This window comes from Pseudomonas sp. NPDC089406, assembly GCF_044900265.1.
Classification (GTDB): domain Bacteria; phylum Pseudomonadota; class Gammaproteobacteria; order Pseudomonadales; family Pseudomonadaceae; genus Aquipseudomonas; species Aquipseudomonas fakonensis.
This window is the reverse complement of sequence record NZ_JBJDNC010000072.1, coordinates 1-23,078: the sequence shown is the minus strand read 5'-3', so window position 1 is coordinate 23,078 and position 23,078 is coordinate 1. Positions and strand designations below refer to the sequence as shown.

Sequence of the window (23,078 nt, the reverse complement as noted above, 5' to 3'; positions counted from 1 at the left end):
CGGAGGGCCGGATGAATGGAGCGCACGGTTTTTGGTTACTTTTTTCCACGAAAAAAAGTAACCCGCCGTAAGGGCGGAAAGGTGAATAAGCGTCAATACAAATAATGAATGCGCATACAACTTCGCATACCAACTAAGTCAGCAATTCAGCAATTCAGCAATTCAGCAATTCAGCAGGCAATAGCATAACCCCCAAGCCAGCTCCCGCAGGAACCCCCACCCCCACCCCCTCCTCACCTGCTATGGTTTCCCCACAAAACAACAAAACCACAGGATCCCCCATGTCCGCGCCCGCCGCCCCACCCCGGCCCAGCGACCTGGCCGCTGTCATCGACTGCCATTTCGCCAACCGCGGCCTCACCCCGGAACCGGTGATCGCCCAATCCTGGTACCGCAGCATCACCCAACACCACCTCGACCCCGCCCAGCGCCACGTCGACAACCTGCTCAGCGCCAGCGAAGTGCGCCAGCACCAAGCCCGCCACGAAGCCTGGCTGAACCTCGCCGGCCAGGGCCTCAACGGCCTGGCGCAGCGGGTCGCACCGGCCGGCTTCGCCGTGCTGCTCAGCGACCGCAATGGCATCACCCTGGACGCCCGCCTGCCCGTCGACACCCAGCGCTATACCCGCGCAGGCCTGGTGGCCGGCGCCTGCTGGGACGAGTCCATCGCCGGCACCAACGGCATCGGCACTGCGCTGGCCGCAGGGGTTGCCCTGACCATTCACCGCCAGGAACACTTTCTCAGCAGCAACGCCCGGCTCAGTTGTTCGGTGGCACCGCTGTTCGATGCGCAAAACCAGCTGCTCGGCTGCCTGAACGCCACCTGCCTGCACGACGAAGGCCCCAAGCAGGCCCAGCACCTCACCCTGCAGCTGGTGAGCCTGTACGCCCGCATGATCGAAGACGCGCACTTTCGCCAGCACTACCGCGACCGCCTCACCCTGGCCCTCAACCCCGAAGGCCAGGCCGGTGACCTGGCGGCGCGGCAACTGCTGGCCCTGGACGAAAGCGGCCGGGTGATCGGCGCCAACCGCGCGGCATTCCTCAACCACCCCCAGGCCCTGCTCGGCCAGCGCATCGACCAGTTGCTGCCCGCCGACATCGACCAGTTGCTCGAGCTCACCCGCGGCGGCGCCCGCGGTGTAACACTGCGTGAGCATGCCGAGCAGCAACCGCTGGACATCGGCCTGCGGGTACCGGCCGGCTACCGGCCGCGCAGCCTGCCAGCCGGCAAACGCGCCAACAGCCCTCACCCGGGGCTGGACAACCTGGCCGGCGAAGACCCTAACCTGCAACAAGCCGTAAGCCGCCTGCGCAAGGTGCTGAACAAGGACATCGCCATCCTGCTGGGCGGCGAAACCGGCACCGGCAAGGAGGCCTTCGCCCGCGCCCTGCACCAGGCCAGCCAGCGCCATGCCGGGCCGTTCGTGGCCCTCAACTGCGCGGCCATCCCCGAATCGCTGATCGAAAGCGAACTGTTCGGCTACCGCGGCGGCAGCTTCACCGGGGCCAACCGCAAGGGCATGAAGGGCAAGCTGGAGTTGGCCGACGGCGGCACCCTGTTTCTCGACGAGATCGGCGACATGCCCGCCCACCTGCAAACCCGCCTGTTGCGGGTGCTGGCCGAGCGCGAACTGCTGCCGCTGGGGGCCGAGACGCCAGTGCCGCTGGATATCCAGGTGATCAGCGCCACCCACCAGAACCTGGCCGCCCTGATCGCCAGCAAGGGCTTTCGCGAAGACCTGTACTACCGTCTGAGCGGCATGCGCGTGCAGTTGCCGGCGCTGCGTGAGCGCAGTGACCGGGGCATGTTGATCGAGCGTTTGCTGGCGGGGCTGCCCGGTGCCGCAGGTTTGCGCCTGGATGATGAAGCCCGGCGTTGCCTGCTGGGCCATCCGTGGCCGGGCAACATACGGCAGTTGTTGAATGTGCTGCGCTACGCCGTGGCGTTGGCGGAGGACGGGGTGATCGGGCTGGACTGCCTGCCGGAGGAAGTGCTGGCAAGCCCTGCGCCGCCACGCTTGCTTGAACAGCAGGTGGAAGCCGTCGAGGCCCGCCACCTGCTGGAGCTGTTGCAACGCCAGCGCTGGAACATGAGCGCGGCAGCCGAAGCCGCCGGCATCTCGCGCTCCACGCTGTATCGCAAGATGAAGCTGTACGGCATCGTGCAGCCGAACCAGCGGTAACAACCCTGTAGGAGCCGGCGTGCCGGCGATGAGGCCTGGCCTGAAAACCTCAATTCAGGCCTTGTGCCCGGGGCTGATTGCCGGCTACAGGATCGTGCGACGCGCAAACTGTCGGAGCGGCTTTCCTCAACGCTGAGTGAGAAGTGAATCAAGCAACAGGCCCATGTCAGCGTTATGGATCGGGAGGCTTGATCGAGCACTACCTGCAAACCTGCAACTCAAAAACTGAAGCCATTTTGGTAGCACAAGAAAGTCAAGGACATCTTTGCATCAGTCGCTCGCCATCACGAGCGCAAGACGCATAATATTAAGCGGTACTTCCGAGAAATCAAACTAGTAAAAGTGCTAGTTGATTAAGCAATTGGGAACATGACACCCTAATTATGCCTATCGCATACTCAAGGAGACACCAATGTCTGGCCTGACTGATGAACAATTAGCTCGCGCTAAGAAAGCCTTTCAATCCCGCGACGTAAATAACGATGGCAAGTTAACTGTCGAAGAGTTTTCCGAAGCATTGAAACCCTTTCTATCCGACGAGTCGCTAGCAGCACTACTCAAAGAAGTGAACCCCAATGGTGACGATGAAATCACATGGGAGGAATTTTTAGAGGACTATAAAAACGATCTTTGAGAATTTGCTACCACCCCACCAAGAAATTCATCCATGCCAGTTAAATTTTGACTGGAGCCCGTTACAAAGGCGCCTCGCGGTCATCACCTCGTGTTAGGGAAACTCCGATCAAGACAGCACAGCCCGTGCTGATCTGTGCTGGCTTGATCGGAATTTCCCTAGGCTTTTACGAAAAGTGCCTGCGCGACAGCACAGCAAACAGGGTTGGTCAATCTTCTACAGGGTGAACACCCTTAGCCCTGTATGTACACCACCTGCGTACGCGTGTACTCATACAACCCATGCTTGCCATCCGCCCCGCCGATCCCCGACTTGCGGGCCCCGGCGTGGAAGCCCTGCATGGCCTCGAAGTTCTCCCGGTTGATGTAGGTTTCGCCGAAGTCGATCTCGCGGCTGGCCTTCAATGCCGCGTTCAAATCGCGGGTGTACAGCGACGAGGTCAACCCGTACTCGCTGTCGTTGGCCAGCGCGATGGCCTCGTCCAGATCGTGCACCACCTGAACCGGCAACACCGGCCCGAAGATCTCCTTGCGCATGATCTCCATGTCCGCCTTGCACCCGGCCAGCACGGTGGGCTGGTAGTGAAAACCCGCGCCCAGGTCGGCCACCTGGCCGCCGGTGACCACCTGGGCGCCCTGCCCGGCTGCCGTGCGCACCATCTGCGCCACCTTGTCCAAACCGGCCTGGTTGATCAGCGGGCCCATGTCCAGATCGGCCTGCAGCGACGGGTCGCCGTAACGGGTAGCGGCCATGGCGTGGGCCACCCGGTCGATGAAGGCATCTGCTACCTGGCGCTGCACATAAACGCGTTCGACGCAGTTGCACACCTGCCCGGTGTTGATCACCCGCGAGGCGACGATGGCCTTCACCGCAAGGTCCAGGTCGGCATCGGCCAGCACGATGGCCGGGGCCTTGCCGCCCAGTTCCAGGTTGAGCTTGGTGATGTTCGGGGCGGCCGCGGCCATGATCCGCGCGCCGGTGGCCACGCTGCCGGTGAAGCTCACCAGGTCCACCCCGGCATGGCTCGACAGCCCGTGGCCGACGCTGGCACCGCGCCCGCCGACCACGTTGAACACCCCCGCCGGCAGGTCGGTCTGGGCCACCAGCTTGGCGAATTCGTAGCAGTTGATCGGGGTTTCTTCGCTGGGCTTGACCACGATGGTGTTACCGGTCAGCAGCGCCGGGGCCATCTTGCGGGCGATCAGGAAGAACGGGAAGTTCCACGGCAGAATGCCCGCCACCACCCCCAGCGGCTTGCGCAGCAGGAAAATATGCTCGCCGGCGCGATCGCTGGTCAGCACCTCGCCTTCCAGGCGCCGCGCCCACTCGGCCATGTAGTCCAGGTAGTCGGCGGTGAACGCCACCTCCACCTGGGCCAGGGCCGGCACCTTGCCGCCTTCGCGGGTGATGATGCGTGCCAGCGGCTCGGCGTGGGCGCGGATCTTCGCCGCGATCTGGCGCAGGTAGCCGGCACGCTCGATGGCCGGGCGCGCAGCCCAGGCCGGTTGCGCCTGGCGGGCGGCGGCGATGGCCTGCTCCACCTGGTGCGCCGGCGATTCCGGGACATGGGCCAGCAGTTCGCCGTTGGCCGGGTTGTACACCTCGATCAACTGCTCGCTGGCAACGAAGGCGTTGGCGATGAAGTTCTGGTAAGTGGTGTCGGTCATGCTCGTGTCACTCCTGGGTGTCGTTGTCGGCAAGCGGGGTATGGGCGGCGGGCTTGGCACTGAACTGCTGCCACACCGCCCCCTCCTGCTGCAGGTCGTGGGCGCGCTTGATCAGGTAGGCATGCACCTGCGCCACTTCGTCGGGCTTCAGGCGTTCGGCGAACGACGGCATGCCATCGGGCACGCGGCCGCCGTAGAGGATGCCGAGGAACATCTGGTGCTTTTCCGCGGTGAGCTTGCGCAGGTCAGGCAGCACGCCGCCGCTGACCGCGTGGATGCCGTGGCACTGCGAGCAGTTGCCGTCGTACAGCGCAGCGCCGGCGGCCACGGTCTTGGCGTCGGCGGTCAGCGGCGGTGGCTTGGGCGCATCAGCCGGTGGCGCCGGCTCGCGCAGTTGCGCCGTGCCGCCGAGCTTGTAGGTGAGCACCTGGGCGAACGGCTGCACCCCGGCGCGCAGGCTCAGGGCGCCGGCGAAGGTGCTGAACGCCCCGCCCCAGCCGGCCATGAAGGTCACGTACTGCTCGCCATCCACCGAATAGCTGATGGGCGCGGCCATCACCCCGCTGGCGGCGGGCGACTCCCACAGCTTCTTGCCGCTGTCGGCGGCGTAGGCGATCACCCGGCCGTCGGCGCTGCCCTCGAACACCAGGTTGCCGGCGGTGCTCAGGGTGCCGCCGTTGAAGATGGTCACATAGGGCACCTCCCAGGCCGGGGCCTGCTTCACCGGGTCCCAGGCGATCAGCTTGCCCGACCAGGTCTTGGCCATCTCCAGCAGGCCGTCGGCGCCCTCGGGCATCATGCCGGTGCGCAGGCCCAGCTGGTACACGCTCTTGAACGGGTGGCGCCTGGGCGCCTCGGGAATGTGCTCGTAATAGGCCGACATGATGTGCGCCGGGATGTACACCAGCCCGGTCTGCGGGTTGTAGGACATCGGGTGCCAGTCGTGGGCGCCCCAGAACGCCGGGGTCACCAGCTTGCGCTTGCCGTCCTTCCAGTAGGCGGCGGCCTCATCATTGAAGATTGGCCGGCCGGTCTTCAGGTCGACGCCCTTGGCCCAGTTCACCGGCACGATGTTCTTGGCCGACAGCAGCTCGCCGGTCTGCCGGTCGATGACGTAGAAGAAGCCGTTTTTCGGCGCCTGCATCAGCACCTTGCGCTGGCGGCCGTCGATCGGCAGCTCGGCAAGGATCATGTGCTGGGTGGCGGTGAAGTCCCAGGCATCGCCCGGGGTGGTCTGGTAATGCCAGGCGTATTCGCCGGTGTCGGCGTTCACCGCCACGATCGACGACAGGAACAGGTTGTCGCCCTTGGCCTGGCTGCGCCATTTCGGGTCCCACATCGAGCCGTTGCCGACGCCGATGTACAACAGGTTCAGCTCGGGGTCGTAGGCGAACGAGTCCCACGCCGTGCCGCCACCGCCCTGCTCGACGAAGGCATCGCCGTGCCAGGTCTTGGCGGCGATTTGCATGGCCTTGTTTTCCGGCGGCAGCTTGGGGTCGCCGGGCACGGTGAAGAAGCGCCACACCTGTTTGCCGGTCTCGGCGTCATAGGCGGTGACATAGCCGCGCACGCCGAACTCGGCGCCGCCATTGCCGATCACCACCTTGCCGTTGACCACCCGCGGGGCGCCGGTGATGGTGTAGCTGCGGGTGTCGTCGCTGCGGGTGTCCACCGACCACACGCGCTTGCCGGTCTTGGCGTCGATGGCCTCCAGGCGCCCGTCCAGCACGCCGACGTAGACCTTGCCCTGCCACACCGCCACGCCGCGGTTGACCGCATCGCAGCAGGCTTCGCCGGCGCGGTGGCGGTCCGATTGCGGGTCGTACTTCCACAGCAGCTTGCCGTTGCGCGCATCCAGCGCATACACCACCGAGAAGGGACCTGTGGTGTACATCACCCCGTCCACCACGATGGGCGTGGCTTCCACGCCGCGGTCCAGGTCGAGCTTGTAGCTCCAGGCCAGGCCCAGCTGGTTGACGTTGCCCTGGTCGATGGCCTTGAGCGGGCTGAAGCGTTGTTCGTCGTAGGTGCGGCCGTGGCTCATCCAGTTGCCGGGCTCCTGGTCGGCGGCAATGATGCGCGCGCCATCCACTTCGGCGGCGTGGGCGGGCAGCAGGCAGGTCAGGCTGAGGGTGACGGCAAGGGCGCTCGGCAGTAGCCGGCGGTGCGGGCCGGTTGGGGTCATGGCTGGTTCTCCGTTCTTGTTATGGCGACAGCACGAGGGTGTCGGCAAGGGACGGAGCAATGGTTGTGCCAGGGCCAGGAAAAGCCTGCAACAGAGCGGTTTTCTCGAAAACTTCAGGGGCAACAACAGTAATTACTGCAGCGGCGGCGGGACACCTGGAGCAGCCATGGCACAGGTGTGTCATCGCCTGCCGGCTCGACAAGGGTCCTGTGGGAGCGGGTTCACCCGCGAAGAATCCAACCCGGTGGATGGCACCGGCTTCGCCGGTGTTCGCGGGTGAACCCGCTCCCACAGGACATGGATGGGTGCCTCGGCCCTTTCAAACCGTGCAGGTTGTGTGTAAAAACACCAGACACCCCCTCGCACGAAAAGGATTCCCGGCAATGAAATACCGCCCCCTCGGCACCTCTGGCCTGCAGGTTTCGGCCCTGACCCTCGGCAGCATGATGTTCGGTGAGCAAACCAGCACCGAGGATTCGCTGCGCATCATCGACAAGGCCTGGGACCAGGGCATCAACTTCGTCGACACCGCCGACGTGTACAACGGCGGGCGCTCCGAGGAAATCGTCGGCGAGGCGGTGGCGCGCAACCGCCACGACTGGATCGTCGCCTCCAAGGCCGGCTACGGCCCGGTGGACGGCGTGCCCAACCGCAGCGGGCTGTCGCGCAAGCACCTGTTCAATGCGCTGGAAGCCAGCCTGACGCGCATGGGCACCGACTACCTGGACATCTACTACCTGCACCGCGAAGACCACAGCGTGCCGCTGGAAGAAACCGTTCGCGCCATCGGCGACCTGCTGGCCCAGGGCAAGATCCGCTACTGGGGCGTGAGCAATTTCCGCGGCTGGCGCATCGCCGAGATCTGCAACGTCGCCAGCCAACTGGGCGTGGCCAAACCCGTGGTCAGCCAGCCGCTGTACAACATCGTCAACCGCCAGGCCGAGCCCGAGCAACTGACCGCCGCCGGCTACCACGGCCTGGGCGTGGTGCCGTTCAGCCCGCTGGCCCGGGGCGTGCTCAGCGGCAAGTACGCCCCCGGCTCCACCCCGGACGCCGGCAGCCGCGCCGGGCGCCAGGACAAGCGCATCATGGAAGTGGAGTGGCGCCAGGAGTCGCTGAGCATTGCCCAGAAAATCCACGCCTACACCGAGGCCAAGGGCGTGGGCATCGTCGAATTCGCCATTGCCTGGGTGCTCAACAACCAGCTGGTCAGCTCGGCCATCGTCGGCCCGCGCACCGAGGCGCAGTGGGACACCTACGCCGGGGCGCTGCAGATCAAGGTCAGCGCCGAAGACGAAGCCTTCATCGATTCGCTGGTCACCCCGGGGCACGCCTCGACGCCAGGCTTCAACGATGTGGCGCATTTTGTCAGCGGGCGTTTGCCGCGCGGTTGATCGCCACCTGTAGGCGCCGGCTTGCCGGCGATCACCGGCAGCGCCGGTGCCATGCGAATACTGAGCCCGGCCATGCCGGCCTCATCGCCGGCAAGCCGGCTCCTACAGGGTCATCACAACCACCTCTATTCCCCATTGGGGACCAAACCGCCGGTATGCCGGTCCCCCTATTCCCCAATCACCTCGGTATCTTGCGCACCATCGATTTCAACTTGCGATGGAGCCTTCATGAAACTGTTCGAACCCCTCAAGCTCGGCCCTCTGACCCTGCCCAACCGCGCCTTCATGGCCCCGCTGACGCGCCTGCGCAGCCTGGAGCCGGGCGATGTGCCGACGCCGATGATGGCCGAGTACTACACCCAGCGCGCCAGCGCCGGGCTGATCATCACCGAGGCCACGCAGATCTCCTTCCAGGCCAAGGGCTACTCCGGCTCGCCAGGCATCCACAGCGCCGAGCAGATCGCCGCCTGGCGCCAGGTCAATGAAGGCATCCATGGCGCCGGCGGCCACAGCGCGGTGCAGGTGTGGCACACCGGCCGGGTGTCGCACACCTCGCTGCAACCCGGCGGCGAAGCGCCGGTGGCGCCTTCGGCACTGGCCGCCAACGCCCGCACCACGCTGCGCGACGAAAACAACCAGCTGATCCGCGTCGAAACCTCGACCCCGCGTGAACTGAGCGAGGCCGAAATCGCTGGTATCGTCGCCGATTTCGGCCAGGCCGCGGTCAATGCCCGCGAGGCCGGCTTCGACTTCATCGAGCTGCACGCCGCCCATGGCTACCTGCTGCACCAGTTCCTCACCCCCAGCGCCAACGTACGTGAAGACCGCTACGGCGGCAGCGTCGAAAACCGCGCCCGCATCGTGCTCGAGGCGGTGGACGCCGCCATCGCCCAGTGGAGCGCCGACCGCGTGGGCATTCGCATCTTCCCGCTGGGTGGCTTCAATGGCATCGACAACGGCGAAGACCAGGAGGCCGCCGGCCTGTACCTGATCGGCGAGCTGGCCAAGCGCAACCTGGCCTACCTGCACCTGTCCGAGCCGGACTGGTCCGGCGGCAAGCCGCTGCGTGACGAGTTCCGCCAGGCGATCCGGGCCATCTACCCGGGCGTGATCGTGGCAGCAGGCGCCTACACCGCCGAAAAGGCCGAAGACCTGCTGGGCCGCGGGCTGATCGACGCCGTAGCCTTTGGCCGCGCCTTCATCGCCAACCCGGACCTGGTGGAGCGCCTGAAGCAACAGGCACCGCTGAACGAGCACCGCGCGCAGTTCGACTATGCCAACGGGCCTGAGGGGTACACCGATTACCCGTTTCTCAAGCAGGCGTGAATGAACGAAGGGGCCAATCAATGGCCCCTTTTTTGTTGTGTATCCCTTTTTATAAGCGCTGCACGCCCCCTGTAGGAGCCGGCTTGCCGGCGATAGGGCCAGCAGCCCTTGTCCAAGGCCCGAGCCGCATTTGCAGGCCCGGCCTCATCGCCGGCAAGCCGGCTCTCATAGAACAAGACATAACTTATTGATTTAGCAGGATCCTGTGGGAGCGGGTTTACCCGCGAACACCGGCGAAGCCGGTGCCAGACTCCGCGTCGCTTGCTTCGCGGGTAAACCCGCTCCCACAGGGTGTGTGACGCGCTTACGAATTCTGTTCTTTGCGCGACAGCGCAGCCCGAAGGGCTGGGTGATCTCCTACAGGGGGTGCAGGTGCTTATAGATCTGCAACTGCCTGCGCCACCAAGGCATGCGAGCGCTGCCGTGCCAGCGGGTCATGGATGCGGCAGTCGATCATCAGCTCATCCGCCCCCGTCTGGCCAATCAACGCCTGCAACCCCTCCCTCACCCGCTGCGGCCCACCGGCAATGGTGCAAGCCATCACCTGCTCGAGCACCGCCCGCTCATGGGCAGGCAAGCCTTGCACATAGCCTTCCTGCGGCTTGGGCAACAGGCCGAAACGCCCCACATGCAGGTCAAGCATCCACTGCCGGTGCGAACTGGCCAGGTAGTCGGCCTCGGCATCGCTGGCGGCGGCGAAGATGTTCACCCCCACCATCACATACGGCTTGGCCAGTTGTGCCGATGGCTGGAAGTTGGCCCGGTAATGGGCGATGGCCTGCAACAGGTAGCGCGGGGCAAAGTGCGAGGCGAAGGCGTAAGGCAAGCCGAGCCGCGCCGCCAGGTCGGCGCCGAACAGGCTGGAGCCGAGGATCCACACCGGCACCTCGTGCTGGCCAGGGACGCCGCGCACCTGGCGCTTGCCGTTGTCGGCCAGGTAGTCGCGCAGCTCGGCGATGTCGGTTTCGAAATCACGCTCAGGCGCGGCGCCGCGCAACGCCCGCACGGTCGGCCCCGACGTGCCGGGCGCACGGCCCAGCCCCAGGTCGATACGCCCGGGGTGCAGGGTGTCGAGGGTGCCGAACTGCTCTGCCACCACCAGCGGCGCATGGTTGGGCAGCATGATGCCGCCAGCACCAACGCGGATCTGCCGGGTGGCGTTGGCGACTTCGTTGATCACCAGCGACGTGGCGGCCGAACCGATGCCGGGCATGTCGTGGTGCTCGGCGATCCAGTAACGCCGGTAACCGTGCTGCTCGACATGGCGGGCCAGCTGGCGGGTTTCTTCGATGGCGTCGGCGTAGGTCTTGCCTTCGCCGATCATCACCAGGTCCAGGACGGACAGGGCTGTCATGGGGACTCCTGTGGGATTTTGAGTGACAGCACAGTGTCCGGGGTCGTGGCCAGGGGATAAACCATGTTAGCGGCGCAGGACTGGGGACCCGTGTTCCCGTATCCCTCTGTAGGAGCCGGCTTGCCGGCGATGAGGCCGGGCCTGGAAACGATGTTCAGGGGCTGATGGCCCTATCGCCGGCAAGCCGGCTCCTACAGGGTTTGTGCAGACCCCGGGGTCAATCCTCCCACGGCACTCCGCCTTCCCAACTGGCCACCAGCAAGTCGATGAACCCGCGAACCCGTGGCGACAGGTGCCGCTTGCTCGGGTAGACGATGCGGATCGGGTCAGCCGGTGGCCGATACTCGTGCAGCACCTCCACCAGGGTGCCGGCACGCAGGTCGTCGCCGGTGATGTAGGTAGGCAGGTGAATCAGCCCGAAACCCGCCCGCGCGCCGTCGAGCATGGCCTCGGAGCTGTCGATGTTGAGCCGGCCCGGCTCCTCGCACAGGTGCAGCCCGGCCTCGGTGCGAAAACGCCAGGGGCTGGATTTTTCGCCCACCAGAAAGGCGATCTTGTCGTGGCCGTACAGGTCGGCCGGCACCTGTGGCGTGCCATGGGCGGCCAGGTACGCGGGCGCGGCGCAGGTGACGAACTGCTGCCAGGCCACGGTGCGGGTGAGCAGCTGCGAGTCCTCCTTCGGCGCGCCGATGCGCACGGCCACGTCGACGCCCTCTTCCACCAGGTCGACATAGCGGTCGGTAAAGCGAATGTCGGCGCGTAGCTCCGGCCACTGCTTGAGGTAGCGGTCGAGAATCGGCAGCACATGGCGCTGGCCGAACGACAACGGCGCGGTCAGACGCAGGGTGCCGGTGGGCTTGCCCCGGCGCTGGGCCATGGTGGTGTCGACCTCGTCGAGGTCATCGAGAATCTGCTGCCAGCGCTCGAACGCCACCAGGCCCTCGTCGGTCAGGCTCAGCTTGCGCGTGGTGCGGTTGAGCAGGCGCACCGCCATGCGCGCCTCCAGCCGGGCGATGCTTTTGCCCACCGCTGAGCGGGTCAGGCCCAGGCTTGCGCCGGCGGCGGTGAAGCTGCCGGCCTTCACGGCACTGACGAAGGCGGCGATATCACCGAAGCGGTTGGGTTCCATGCTGTGTTTCCAAAAAAGTCAGGCCAGCTAAATGGGTGCAGATCGGCGTATTGCAAGGCTTACCGGATGATCAGCCGGTAAGCCACGGCGCGTTTTTCAACGCCATTGGGGTACGCGGCGAACACTACATCCTCCTCACCTGCCTGCTCGCCCGCGGTGTACACGTAGCGGTTGACCTGGCTGGTCGCATTGACCTGGTATTCGCGGCGCAGGCGGCCGAGCTTGTCGGGGTGCACGGCGCCGAGCTTTTCCAGCGGTGTCCACCGCTCGCTCCAGGTCTTGCGCCCCTCGGCGCTGGTGTAGTCGTGGATCACGCAGCGCTCGCCACGCTTGAGCTGTACCGGGATGACCCAGTTGCCGAACTGCGGGTCTTTGTAGGCTTTTTCGGTTTGCACTTGGCAGGCCAGGGCCGGGCCGGCCAGCAGTGCCAGCAGCAACAGTAAGCGACGGTTCATCATGCCCTCGTCAAGTGAGCCCCTGCAGGCCCTTGATCGCCAGCAGGTGCAATGGATAGAAAGCGTAACCCCAGCGCCCCACGGGTGGAATGCGCCGGTTGTCCTGGCGCAGCAACCAGCAGCCTAGCGCAACCGCCAGTGCGGCCATGGCAGCAACCTGCAAGGCAATGGGTGCCAGGGGGTGACCGCGCAGCCAGCTATTGGTGAAGTTGCCCGCCACCGCCAGCAGGCAGGCCAGGGCCCAGCACCACCCTCCCCGGCTTCTGGCCAGCAACAGCGCCGCCGGCAGCAACACCCCTGGTAGGCCGTACATGATCTGCGCACTGAACAAGGTTGCCAGCAGCACCGCCAACAGCGCGCCTGTTCGGGCCAACCACCCGCTGTGGTGCACACCCCAGGCTACCAGCAGGCCAAGGGCCAGGGTGGGGATCACGTTGAGCGTGCTCGAGCCGTTGTCCAGCCAGCGGTATGGCGCTTCGGACAGCACTGCGAACAGCAGCAGCCACCCCAGGTAGCGGGCATTGCCCGGGGTGGCGAACTGGCCGGGCAAGCCACGACCGACATTCACCGCGATTGCCAGGCAGAACAATGGAAATGCCAGCCGCCCGAGCACGAACAACCCGTCAGCAGCCGGCCACAAATAGCGCAAATGGTCGGCGACCATGGTCAGGATCGCCGTCCATTTCACCAGATCCAGCCCGGCCGAACGCATGCTCAGTGCCGGGCCTCGGCAGCATGCCCTTCAGGCTGGGCCGCCCAGGCTGCCAGGGGCAGTGGCGGTTGCTGAGCGAAAATGCGCCGCCAGATCAGCGACAACTTGTCGCCATCGAACAGCGACACCGCCCCGCCGCCCACCCAGCCCCGGGGCTGGATCGCTTGCCACTGCCCGGTGCCATCGCGCTGGGCCATCTGGAAGCGGAAGGTGTAGTTGCCGGGGATGCCCATGCGCAGGTCGGTGACCACCAGCGCATCGCCCACCACGTCGTAACGCAGCCAGTCGCCGGTGAACCAGCGCAGGCGCTCGTGCAGCGGCACGCCGTCGAGCACATTGCCGGCGGCCAGGTTGCGTGGCTGGCGCAGCAGTTCGGGCGGTTCACGGTCGAACCAGCTGCTGACGCCTTCGTAGTAATCGCCATCCGGGGTCTTGGCCAACACGCGCCACACCAGGGTATTGAAGGCGATGGGCACGGCGCGCACCTCGCTGGCGGCGATGCCTTGCTGTTGCAGTGCCAGTTCGAAACGCTGTTCGGCGGCCATGCGCCCGGCCAGGCCGAAGCCCAGGTAAGCGGTACTGAAGGCCAGCGCCAGGCTCATCAACATCACCGCCCTGCCCTTGAGGCCCTTGATCGCGGCATACAGCACGGTCAGCAGCAGGGGAACGGTGTAAACCGGGTCGATGATGAACACGGCAGCCCAGCTTTCTGGTGTGCTGTGCAGCGGCCAGAACAGCTGGGTGCCATAGACGGTGAAGGCGTCGAGCACCGGGTGGGTGATCAGCACCAGCCAGAACGCCAGGAACAGGCGTGCCAGGGTGTAGCCCTTGTTTGGCCAACAGCGGTTGACCAGCCAGGCCAGCAGCAGGGCCAGGGCCGTGAGCACGAAAACCGAGTGGGAGAAGCCGCGGTGGTAGGTCATCTGCGACACGGGGTCGGCGTAGCGGATGACCACGTCGAGGTCGGGCAAGGTGCCGAGGGCTGCGCCGTAAAGCAGCGAGCGGCGGCCTTGCAGGCGGCCCAGCACAGTGCCCTGCAGGGCGGCGCCGAGGACGGCTTGGGTCAGTGAGTCCATTGCGGGTTCCGGCGGCGGGGTTGTGGGAACGTAACGGGTTCAGGGTGGGGAGTGCAAATTTTGGGGGGTGGGTCGGGGTGCGCCGAGGGTTCGCGTCAGGGCCCCAGGTGCTCGCCACAACCCTTGCAGCGCCTATCAGATCGAGCGCCGCCCGCGCGGCGCTTCGCGGTGGTTCGGCACCCCGATGAACCCGCTCCCACAGTTTGTTTCGGGCCAATTATTCCTGTGCAAGTACCAGCGCCTGCCTTGGTGCATGTTTTGAGTCATGTGGAGCGGCGGCAACGCACACGCTGAAACCGCGTAGTACCAACAAGGCGGACCTGGCAATGGCACAGGACAGACTGGCCCGAAATAAACTGTGGGAGCGGGTTCATCGGGGTGCCGAACCACCGCGAAGCGCCGCGCGGGCGGCGCTCGATCTCATAGGCGCTGAAAGGGTTGTGGCGAACACCTGGAGGCCCTGACACTGATGGCCCTGGGTAAAAAGGCACAACACCAACCAAACCAGCTCCACACCCCCTCACTGCACCAACTGATTGATCTCGATGATCGGCATCAACACCGCCATCACAATCAACAACACAACCCCACCCATCACCACAATCATCAAAGGCTCCAGCAACGCCGTCATGCCCATGGCCCGCCGCTCGATATCCTTGGCCAGGCTGTCAGCCGCCCGGTCGAGCATCGGCGGCAAATCACCGGTCTTCTCACCACTGGCAATCAGGTGAATCAACAACGGCGGAAACACCTTCTCCACCGCCAGCGCCGCAGCCAACCCCGCCCCCTCGCGCACCCGCGCGGTCGCCTCGCTGACACACTGGTCGAGCCGGTCATTGCCCAAGGTCTGGCGCGCCGCCTCCAGCGCCCGCAGCAGCGGCACCCCGGCACTACCAAGAATCGCCAAGGTAGAGGCAAAGCGCGCCGTGTTCAGCCCCAGCACAAAACGCCCGAACAGCGGCAGGCGCAGCAAGCGCCCGTGCCAGGCCAGGCGCGCCGCCGGCGCCCGCAGCCACAGGCGCCAACCCCAAACCGCCGCCACCAGCCCGGCAAAGCACAGCACGCCCCACTCACGCACGAAATCACTGGCGCTGAGCATGGCCAAGGTCAGCCCCGGCAAATCCTGGCGTGCCTGGGTGAAGGCGCTGACCACCTGCGGCACCACGTAGCTGAGCAAAAAGACCACGATCCCCACCGACACCAGCCCCACCACCCCCGGGTAGATGAACGCGGTGAGGATCTTGCCGCGCAAGGTGTTGCGCTCCTCGATGTAGTCCGCCAGGCGCTCCATCACCTGGGCCAGGTCGCCGGACTCCTCGCCCGCCGCCACCAGCGCCCGGTAGATCTCCGGGAAGTCACGCGGGCGCTGGGCCAGGGCATCGGCCAGGCGCATGCCGCTGCGCACATCGCCGCGTACCGCCCCCAGCACCTGGGCGATGTGCTTGCGCTCGGCCTGCTCAAGGGTCGCCCCCAGCGCAGCCTCCAACGGCAGCCCAGCCGCCAGCAGGCTGGCTAGCTGGCGGGTGGCCCAGGCCAGGTCACCGTCAGACAGCCTGGCAGCGAACAACCCCGCCCCCTGCCCGACCGCCTGGGCTTCGACCTCAAGCGCGGTCAAGCCCAGGCCGCGCAACTGGGCCATGGCTGCCGCGGCGCTGTCGGCCTCGAGCAGGCCGTTGACGATACGCCCCTGGGCGTCGGCAGCTTCATAGCGATAGCGGTTCATCAGGCGTCCCGTGTCACGCGCAGGATCTCTTCAAGGCAGGTGCTGCCATCGTCGACCCAGCGCTGGCCGTCCTCGCGCATGCTGCGCATGCCGTTGCGCCGGGCCGCAGCACGCAGCGCCTGCTCGTCGGCCCCCTGGTGCACCAGGCTGCGCACAGCGTCATCCACGCAAAACAGCTCGTGAATGCCGGTGCGGCCGCTGTAGCCACAGTGGTTGCACTGCGCGCAGCCCACCGCCCGGTACTGCCCGGGGCTGGCCGGGTCCGGCTCGCGGCAGTGCGGGCAGAGCCTGCGCACCAGGCGCTGGGCCAGCACCCCGAGCAACGCCGAGGCCAGCAGGAAGGGTTCCACGCCCATGTCGACCAGGCGGTTGACCGCCGACACCGCGTCGTTGGTGTGCAGGGTGGCCAGCACCAGGTGCCCGGTCAGCGAGGCCTGCACGGCAATTTGCGCGGTTTCAAGGTCGCGGATCTCTCCGATCATGATCACGTCCGGGTCCTGGCGCAGGATGGCGCGCAGGGCCACGGCAAAGCTCATGTCGATGCGCGCGTTGACCTGGATCTGGCTGATGCCCGGCAGGTCGTATTCCACCGGGTCCTCGACGGTAAGAATGTTGCTGACGCTGGCATCCAGCCGCGCCAGGGCGGCGTACAGGCTGGTGGTCTTGCCCGAGCCGGTGGGCCCGGTCACCAGCACGATGCCATGGGGCTGGCAGATCAGCTGGTCAAGCCGCGCCAGCAGCGCTGCATCCATGCCCAGCGCCTCCAGGCGCAGGCGCCCGGCCTGCTTGTCGAGCAGGCGCATCACCACCCGCTCGCCGTGCCCGGTGGGTACCGTCGACACGCGAATATCGATCGGCCGCCCGGCCACCCGCAAGGCGATACGCCCGTCCTGGGGCAGGCGTTTTTCGGCAATGTCCAGTTGCGCCATGATCTTGATCCGCGACACCAGCGCGCCATGCAGCGCCTTGCGCGGCGAGACCACGTCACGCAGGGTGCCATCGACCCGGTAGCGCACCAGGCAGTGGCTCTCGAACGGCTCGATATGGATGTCGCTGGCCTGGTCGCGCGCCGCCTGGGTGAGCAAGGCGTTGATCATGCGGATCACCGGCGCATCGTCCTGGGCTTCGAGCAGGTCGGTGACTTCGGGGATGTCCTGCAGCAGGCGGTCCAGGTCCACCTCGTTCTCCGCCGCCCCCACTACTGCCGCAGCGCTGCCGGTATCGGCATAGGCGCTGACCAGCAACGCATCCATTTGCGCATCGCTGAGCACCTCGACCGCCAGCGCACCGTGACGCCGGCGCACCTCGGCCAGGGCCCAGGCCGGGCTCGACGGGCAGCGCGCCAGGGTCGTACCACCCTCGCCGTGCAGCACCAGGCGCTGGGCCTTGGCCCAGGCGTAGGGCAGGCGGCTCACCGGGCCACCTCATCCACCGGCACCGCGCGGATCGACGCCCGCGGCACGTTCAGCGCCGCCGGTTGCGCCCGGCCCTGATCAGGCACGCCCTGCTCCACCGGCGGCAGCAGCGGCATGTCCATGTCCGGCAGGGCCCAGGAGTGCTCGGGCTTGAGCCCGCCCTGGGCGCGGCGGATGAAGTCGTAGCGATTGCGCGTGATGCTGCGCCCCACGCTTGCGTCACGCACGATGTACGGGCGCAGAAACACCATCAGGTTGGTCTTGTTGGTGGCGCGCCGCTCGCTGCGAAACAACGCCCCCACCCCCGGCAGGCTCGACAACCACGGGATGCCCTCGTTGCTCTGGCTGTAGCCGTCCTGCAACAAGCCGCCCAGCACCATGATCTGGCCGTCGTCGAGCAAAATGCTGGTGTCGATGGCGCGCTTGTTGGTCACCGTGCCGGCGGCGCTGGAGGCGCGCTCGTCGACGCTGCTGACTTCCTGGTAGACATCCAGCTTGACCGTGCCGCCCTCGGAGATCTGCGGGCGCACGTTCAGGCGCAGGCCCACTTCTTCACGCTGGATGGTCTGGAACGGGTTGTTGCTGGTGCCGCCGCCGTCGGTGACGTACTGGCCGCTGACGAAGGGGATGGTCTGGCCGACGAAAATGCTCGCCGCCTCGTTGTCCAGGGTCAGCAGGTTGGGCGTCGACAGCACGTTGCTGCCACCCTTGCTCTTGAGTGCCCGGGCCAGCACCTTGAGGTCGAGCACTTCGCCGATGCCGGGGATGTTCACCGTACCGTCCACCACCCCCACCGACAGCCCCGGCGGCAGCACGTCGATGCTGCTGGCGCCCTTGACCAGGCCGCTGCCGCCCAGGTTGGCGCCACCGAAACTGCCCTTGCCGCCGAGGTTACCGGCCTGCCACTGCACGCCGAACTCGTTGGCCTCGTCCTCGCCCACCTCGACGATCAGGCTCTCCACCACCACCTGGGCGCGGCGCTGGTCAAGCTGGTCGATCACCTCGCGCAGGCTGCGGTACAGCGGCTCGGGGGCGGAGATCAGCAAGGTGTTGGTGGTCTTGTCGGCCTGGATGGTCGCCCCGCCTGCCGAAAACGCCGTGCCCTGCTCGCCCTGGCCCTGGTTTGCGCCATAGCCGTTGGGGGTGCTGCCGGCGCCCTGGCTGTTGCCGCGCAGCAGGCTGCCGCTGGCGTTGCCGTTGCTGGCCGAGTAACCCTGGTTGCTGGCGCTGCTGGTGCCGGTAGTGGCGCCGTTGCTGCTATTGCCGCCGGTAAGCATGCCGCCGCCGCTGAGCAGCGCACGGGTGCCGTCGCTGGCGCTACTGTCGCTTTCGCCTGTGAGCAGCCCGCGCAGGCTTTGCGCCAGGCGGTCGGCCTGGGCGTTGCGCAGGTACACCACATGCAGGTTGCCGGCGCTGTTCTGGGCGTTGTCGAGCTTGTAGATGAGGTCGCGGGCCAGTTGCGTGCGCTCGGGGCTACCGGAGCGAATCACCACGCTGTTCGAGCGCGGGTCGCCGAGCACGCTGATCTTCTGCGTCGGGTCATTGCCCTGGCTGTCCAGCAGTTCGCCGACCATGGCGGCGATGTCGCTGGCGATGCCGTTCTGGATCGGCACCACGTCGGTGTCGATGGCGCTGGGGATATCGACCTTGTCGAGAATCTGCGCCACCCGTTCGAGGTTTTCGGCGTAATCGGTGACGACGAGGGTGTTGTTGCCGGGGTAGGCGTTGATCGGGTTGTCCGGCGAGACAATCGGGCGCAGCACCGGGATCAGGTTGACGGCGTTCTCGTACTGCAGGCGGAAGGTGCGGGTGACCATGCCGTTGCCGGCATCACGGTCACCGCTGACCAACGCGCCGCCCAACAGCTTGGCATCGGCCTGGGGTACTACTTGAGCGACGCCGCCGACGTCGACCACGCTGAACCCCTGCATGCGCAGGGCCGCCAGCAGCATGGAGTAGGCCTTGCTGGCGGGCACCTGGCCTTCGGAGACCAGGGTCAGCTGGCCCTTGACCCTGGGGTCGACCAGAAACTGCCGGCCGGTGGCCCGGGACAGCCCGCGCACCACCGCCTGAATGTCGGCATCGACGAAGTTCAGTTGCACCGGCTGCTCACCCAACGGGTTGGGCATGGCCGCAGCCGGCGCTACGCGGCTGTGGCGCTGGCCCACCCGCGGCGGTACCTGGCGCGGTGCAGGGCGAGTGCTGGCGGTTGCCTGGGCCTGGTGGTCGAGGGCGGTAGTGTGGGCGTTGGTGTAGGCCAGCGGCTGGCCCAGCTCACTGCTGGCCAACGGCCGCGGGCCTTCGGGCGCAGTGCTGCAGGCGCCCAGCGCCAGGGCCAGGGCCAGTGGCGCGAACGGCAGCAGCCGGTGGTGGAGGCGTGGCGATGCGGTGCACATCATGTAGGGTCCTTAGCGCCATGCGCCTGATCCATGCGAAGGGTTCCGGAAAACGTCACCGGGGCAGCAGCGCCCGGGTCGCGGGCCAGCGCCAGGTGGCCAACAGTGAGGCCCAGGCGCAACGGCTCGCGCTGCAGCCAGGCCATGGCCGCTTCGGCGGGCGCCTGCTGCCAGTCCAGTTGCCAGGCCCCGCCATCAGCGCTGAGCCGGGAATGCGCTTGCAGGCCGGCCTGGGCAAGGCTCTGTTGCAGCGCCTCGCCCAGCTCGCCCGCAGGTGGTGCCTGGCGCTGGGCCAGCAACGCATCCAGTGCCTGGGCCTGGCTGCGCAGCTTGGGCAGTTCCTGGTTCCAATGTTCGATAGCGGCCAACGCCGGGGCGATCAGCACCTGCCAGCACAGCAAGGTGCCGAGCAAAGCTGCGGCCAGTGCCACCGCGCGCCGCTCACGCGGCGCGAGCGCCTGCCAGCGCTGGCGGGCCTGATGACGGCTGGCGTGCCAGCGCTGGCTAATCGACATGGGCCAGCTCCTGCTTGGCCGCACGCAAGGTCCAGCCCTGCGCTGCCACACTGGCCTCGATACCGCGGGCGGCCAGGTCGGCCTGCCAGGCACTGGCCGCTGGCGCCTGGCCGCTGTCGGCCTGGCGGGTGATGCGCAAGGTCGCGTCGGCGTAGTCCAGCGCGGCAACCTCGCCGGCCAGAAACGGCATGCTCTGGCCCGCACCTTCGAGCAAGCGGGCAAGGCCCATCGCCGCCGGCCCCTGCCCGCCCTGCAACTGCTGGCGCGCCTGCTGCAAGGGGTTGAGCACCACCGGCAACTGCGGGAAGGCCTGGCGCACCTGGCTGACCATCTGCGCGCGCAACTGCTCACCCTCGCCTGCCAGGCGCGCGGCATACAGGTTCAACCCCAGGCACCAGACCGCAGCAGCCAGCGCCCACACTGCCGCCGTACGCCCCCAGGGCACGGCCTTGGCCGGGCCTTTAAGGCCTGCGGCAAGGTCCACCGCCGGCACGTCGTCACTGGGTTGGCTGAACAACCCGCCCAGCCGCACGCGCTGCGGCGCCAGCCAGGCCTGCAGCTGCGCCAGTTGCGCCTGCCCAAGCCAGGCCACCGCCACCTGGCCGTCGGCCTGGCGCGGCCCATGGGCCACATGCACCTGGCCGATTTCGCCCAGCAGCAGCCCTTGCACGGCGCAGCGCACCGCCGCATCCAGGCGCTTGCCGGCCAGTGGCGGTAACGGCAAAAGCAAGGCCAGGCTGTCGTCGGCATGCAAGTGCAGGCACCAACTGGCGCCCTTGCCGTCACGGGCCAGTTGCGCGCCGTCGGCCTGGCCATGGCGTTCACCCAGGCGGTAGTCGAGCCTGGCGTCGGCGGCCAGTTGCGCCAGCGGCGGCAATTGAATGTGCAGTACTGCGCTCATGCGCCACCTCGTGTCCAGATCACATCCGGCAACTGCCCCTCACGCTGGCGCAGCAAGGCTTGCAGGCGCAGCACCCGTGGGCCCTGGCGGGCTTCGCCGCGCAGTTGAAACCAGTCGCTGCCAATCCCCACCCGCACATTGCCAGCGGCCAGCTGGGGCATGCGCAGGCGGTTGATGAAGTCGCCCCGGTTGACGAACCAGCGGCCGCTGTCGCGCTCGGCGACCAAGGCGCTGGCCTGTTGCAGCGACAGCCCCGGCACCTGCGCGGCGAGCACCTCGGCACTGGCCGTGTTGCCATTGATCCAGGTAGCCACCGGCAGCACGGTGACAAAGCGCTGCAGCTGTTGCAGGCGCTCGGCGTCCATACCCTGCAGGCCGGCCAGGGGCGCGAGGTCACGCAACATCGGGTAGCGTGGTGGCAAGGCTGCAGTAGCGCTTGCCGGCGATGTCAGGCGGCCGCTGTCGAAACCTTGGCGTTCAGGGGTGGCGGGCGCCGGCGGTTGCTGCGGGTAGCTGCCGATCACCCGTGCGGCAATGGCCTCGGCCAGGCGCGGCTGCACCCCGATCAGCCCGCACAGGCGCTGGAAGGTCGCCAGGGCATGGGCGTCGACCTGGCCGTCGATGATCAGGTTGCGCAGGTTGAACTTGCCCTGTTCGTCTTCAAGCCGGCCGGCAAAGCGCACGCCACCGGCCGGCACGCCCGGCAGCGGTTGCGCCCACGGCTGGCCGGCGCGCACCAGCGGGTCGCGGCGACGTTGCTCGGCGAGTAACTGCCGGCTCAGTTGCAAGCCGCCCTCGAGCGCCCACTGGCCCTGTACCGCCAACTGGCGGTTCTCCACCTGGCGGGTGAACACCCCCTGGCGCTCGATCATGCCGGCAGCGATCACCGCCACCACTGCGGCAATCAGCAAGGCGCTGATCACGGCCATGCCGTCCTGGCGTGTCATGGCCGGTCACAACTGCCAGGAGCCGATGTCGCTGTTCACCCCGTCGCCACCGGCCTGGCCGTCGGCGCCCAGGGAGAACACGTCGATCTCGCCGTTGGCGCCGGGGTTCAGGTATTGGTACGGGCGGCCCCAGGGGTCATTGGGCAGGCGGTCGAGGTAGGAGCGCCACTGGCTGTCCTTGGCCTGTGCGGGTTTTTCCGCCAGCACCTTGAGGCCCTGGTTCTGGTTGGGGTAGCTGCCGTTGTCCAGGCGGTACAGCTTGAGCGCCTGCATCAGCCCGGCGATGTCCTGGCGCGCGGCGGTGGCGCGGGCCTGGTCGGGGCGGTCGAGCACCTTGGGCACCACCATCGCCGCGAGGATCCCGAGGATCACCACCACCACCATGATTTCGATCAGGGTGAAGCCTTGCTGGCGGTGACGACGGCCTGTGGCGCTGCGGCGGGCGATCTGCATCTCGGCATTCCTTGCGTGAGTTCGAATCGGGGGCCGATTGTGGCAAGCGGGTATGTCACGGATATTGAAAAAGCTCGGGTGTGGGCGTCGTCAAAGCGTCACTGCAGCGCTCTAACGTGCAGTTTTGCCTTGCGCAGGTGCCAGCGTGGTCCGTTGCGAACGCGGTTTTACTTTGATCGAGGTGCTGGTGGCGCTGACCATCGTTGCCGTGGCCATGGCCGCGGCGGTGCGTGCCACTGGGCTGATGACCCAGGGCAACGGGCTGTTGCGGGACAAGTCGCTGGCGCTGCTGGCGGCCCAGGGGCGGCTGGCCGAACTACGGCTTGAGGGCGGCGCCCGGCCTGGGGTGCGGCAGTTCGAGTGTGACCAGGGGCGTTTGCGGTTGCGTTGTGAGCAGCGGGTGGTGCGGGGCGCTGGGGGGTTGCTTGAGGTTTCGGTGCAGGTGTTTGATCGTCAGCGTGAGGGGCCGGGGTTGGCAAGGTTGGTGACGGTGGTTGGGGGGTGAGGGGGTCGGGGTCCATGGTGATTGCTTTGGTAGATGTATGCGCATTCATTGACGATGGCTGCTTTTCGTCACCTTTCCGCCCTTACGGCGGGTTACTTTTTTTCT

The 23,078-nt window shown here is 66.8% G+C and carries 19 protein-coding genes; 5 read left to right on the top strand and 14 right to left on the bottom strand.

Annotated features, from left to right (window positions below; genetic code table 11):
- Nucleotides 1-281 precede the first annotated feature (281 nt).
- Both ACI2KK_RS28270 and ACI2KK_RS28265 read left to right on the top strand, forming a co-directional pair.
- Nucleotides 282-2,186 (top strand): sigma-54-dependent Fis family transcriptional regulator, encoded by a 1,905-nt coding sequence (locus ACI2KK_RS28270; RefSeq protein ID WP_404671548.1) that lies wholly within the window; start codon nt 282-284, stop codon nt 2,184-2,186.
- Nucleotides 2,187-2,598: 412 nt separating this feature from the next.
- Nucleotides 2,599-2,820, top strand: coding sequence for an EF-hand domain-containing protein (locus ACI2KK_RS28265; protein ID WP_404671547.1), 222 nt, complete (start codon nt 2,599-2,601; stop codon nt 2,818-2,820).
- A gap of 233 nt (nt 2,821-3,053) precedes the next feature.
- Here ACI2KK_RS28265 and aldA read toward each other — a convergent pair whose 3' ends face one another.
- Complete coding sequence (gene aldA, locus ACI2KK_RS28260) at nt 3,054-4,487, bottom strand: aldehyde dehydrogenase (protein WP_404671546.1); 1,434 nt, start codon at nt 4,485-4,487, stop codon at nt 3,054-3,056.
- Nucleotides 4,488-4,494: 7 nt separating this feature from the next.
- On the bottom strand, nt 4,495-6,672 hold the full coding sequence (locus ACI2KK_RS28255; RefSeq protein WP_404671545.1) for a PQQ-dependent dehydrogenase, methanol/ethanol family: 2,178 nt from the start codon (nt 6,670-6,672) through the stop codon (nt 4,495-4,497).
- A gap of 383 nt (nt 6,673-7,055) precedes the next feature.
- Between ACI2KK_RS28255 and ACI2KK_RS28250 the strand changes: the two genes are divergently transcribed.
- Entirely contained in the window at nt 7,056-8,066 is a 1,011-nt protein-coding gene (locus ACI2KK_RS28250) for an aldo/keto reductase (protein WP_404671544.1), read from the top strand.
- Nucleotides 8,067-8,294: 228 nt separating this feature from the next.
- Complete coding sequence (locus tag ACI2KK_RS28245; RefSeq protein ID WP_217843396.1) at nt 8,295-9,392, top strand: alkene reductase; 1,098 nt, start codon at nt 8,295-8,297, stop codon at nt 9,390-9,392.
- 376 nt (nt 9,393-9,768) lie between these two features.
- Here the strand turns inward: ACI2KK_RS28245 and ACI2KK_RS28240 are convergent, their stop codons facing one another.
- The 12 genes from ACI2KK_RS28240 to gspG all read right to left on the bottom strand — a co-directional run bounded on the left by ACI2KK_RS28240 (nt 9,769) and on the right by gspG (nt 22,468).
- Complete coding sequence (locus ACI2KK_RS28240; protein ID WP_404671543.1) at nt 9,769-10,746, bottom strand: LLM class flavin-dependent oxidoreductase; 978 nt, start codon at nt 10,744-10,746, stop codon at nt 9,769-9,771.
- A gap of 217 nt (nt 10,747-10,963) precedes the next feature.
- The gene (locus ACI2KK_RS28235) at nt 10,964-11,875 is read right to left on the bottom strand and encodes a LysR family transcriptional regulator (protein WP_404671542.1); all 912 of its coding nucleotides are present in this window, start codon (nt 11,873-11,875) and stop codon (nt 10,964-10,966) included.
- Nucleotides 11,876-11,934: 59 nt separating this feature from the next.
- Nucleotides 11,935-12,330 carry a hypothetical protein gene (locus ACI2KK_RS28230; RefSeq protein WP_404671541.1) on the bottom strand — a complete coding sequence of 132 codons (396 nt, stop codon included), beginning with the start codon at nt 12,328-12,330 and terminating at the stop codon, nt 11,935-11,937.
- A 10-nt stretch (nt 12,331-12,340) separates the two neighbouring features.
- Nucleotides 12,341-13,042, bottom strand: coding sequence for a TraX family protein (locus ACI2KK_RS28225; protein ID WP_404671540.1), 702 nt, complete (start codon nt 13,040-13,042; stop codon nt 12,341-12,343).
- Between the two features lie 2 nt (nt 13,043-13,044).
- On the bottom strand, nt 13,045-14,118 hold the full coding sequence (locus ACI2KK_RS28220; RefSeq protein WP_404671539.1) for a metal-dependent hydrolase: 1,074 nt from the start codon (nt 14,116-14,118) through the stop codon (nt 13,045-13,047).
- A gap of 520 nt (nt 14,119-14,638) precedes the next feature.
- A complete protein-coding gene (gene gspF / locus ACI2KK_RS28215) occupies nt 14,639-15,841 on the bottom strand; it encodes a type II secretion system inner membrane protein GspF (protein WP_404671538.1) in 1,203 nt (400 codons plus the stop codon).
- A complete protein-coding gene (gene gspE, locus ACI2KK_RS28210) occupies nt 15,841-17,256 on the bottom strand; it encodes a type II secretion system ATPase GspE (RefSeq protein WP_404671537.1) in 1,416 nt (471 codons plus the stop codon). Before gspE ends, gspF begins: the two co-directional genes overlap by 1 nt.
- Nucleotides 17,253-19,655, bottom strand: coding sequence for a type II secretion system secretin GspD (gene gspD, locus ACI2KK_RS28205; RefSeq protein WP_404671536.1), 2,403 nt, complete (start codon nt 19,653-19,655; stop codon nt 17,253-17,255). Before gspD ends, gspE begins: the two co-directional genes overlap by 4 nt.
- On the bottom strand, nt 19,652-20,167 hold the full coding sequence (gene gspM / locus ACI2KK_RS28200) for a type II secretion system protein GspM (protein ID WP_404671535.1): 516 nt from the start codon (nt 20,165-20,167) through the stop codon (nt 19,652-19,654). Before gspM ends, gspD begins: the two co-directional genes overlap by 4 nt.
- The gene (gspL, locus tag ACI2KK_RS28195) at nt 20,157-21,068 is read right to left on the bottom strand and encodes a type II secretion system protein GspL (RefSeq protein WP_404671534.1); all 912 of its coding nucleotides are present in this window, start codon (nt 21,066-21,068) and stop codon (nt 20,157-20,159) included. The genes gspM and gspL overlap by 11 nt, the downstream gene beginning before the upstream one ends.
- Nucleotides 21,065-22,015, bottom strand: a complete 951-nt coding sequence (gspK, locus tag ACI2KK_RS28190) for a type II secretion system minor pseudopilin GspK (protein WP_404671533.1) — start codon at nt 22,013-22,015, stop codon at nt 21,065-21,067. The genes gspL and gspK overlap by 4 nt, the downstream gene beginning before the upstream one ends.
- 6 nt (nt 22,016-22,021) lie before the next feature.
- The gene (gene gspG, locus ACI2KK_RS28185) at nt 22,022-22,468 is read right to left on the bottom strand and encodes a type II secretion system major pseudopilin GspG (RefSeq protein ID WP_369991071.1); all 447 of its coding nucleotides are present in this window, start codon (nt 22,466-22,468) and stop codon (nt 22,022-22,024) included.
- Nucleotides 22,469-22,613: 145 nt separating this feature from the next.
- Between gspG and gspI the strand changes: the two genes are divergently transcribed.
- Complete coding sequence (gene gspI / locus ACI2KK_RS28180; RefSeq protein WP_404671532.1) at nt 22,614-22,973, top strand: type II secretion system minor pseudopilin GspI; 360 nt, start codon at nt 22,614-22,616, stop codon at nt 22,971-22,973.
- Nucleotides 22,974-23,078: the final 105 nt, after the last annotated feature.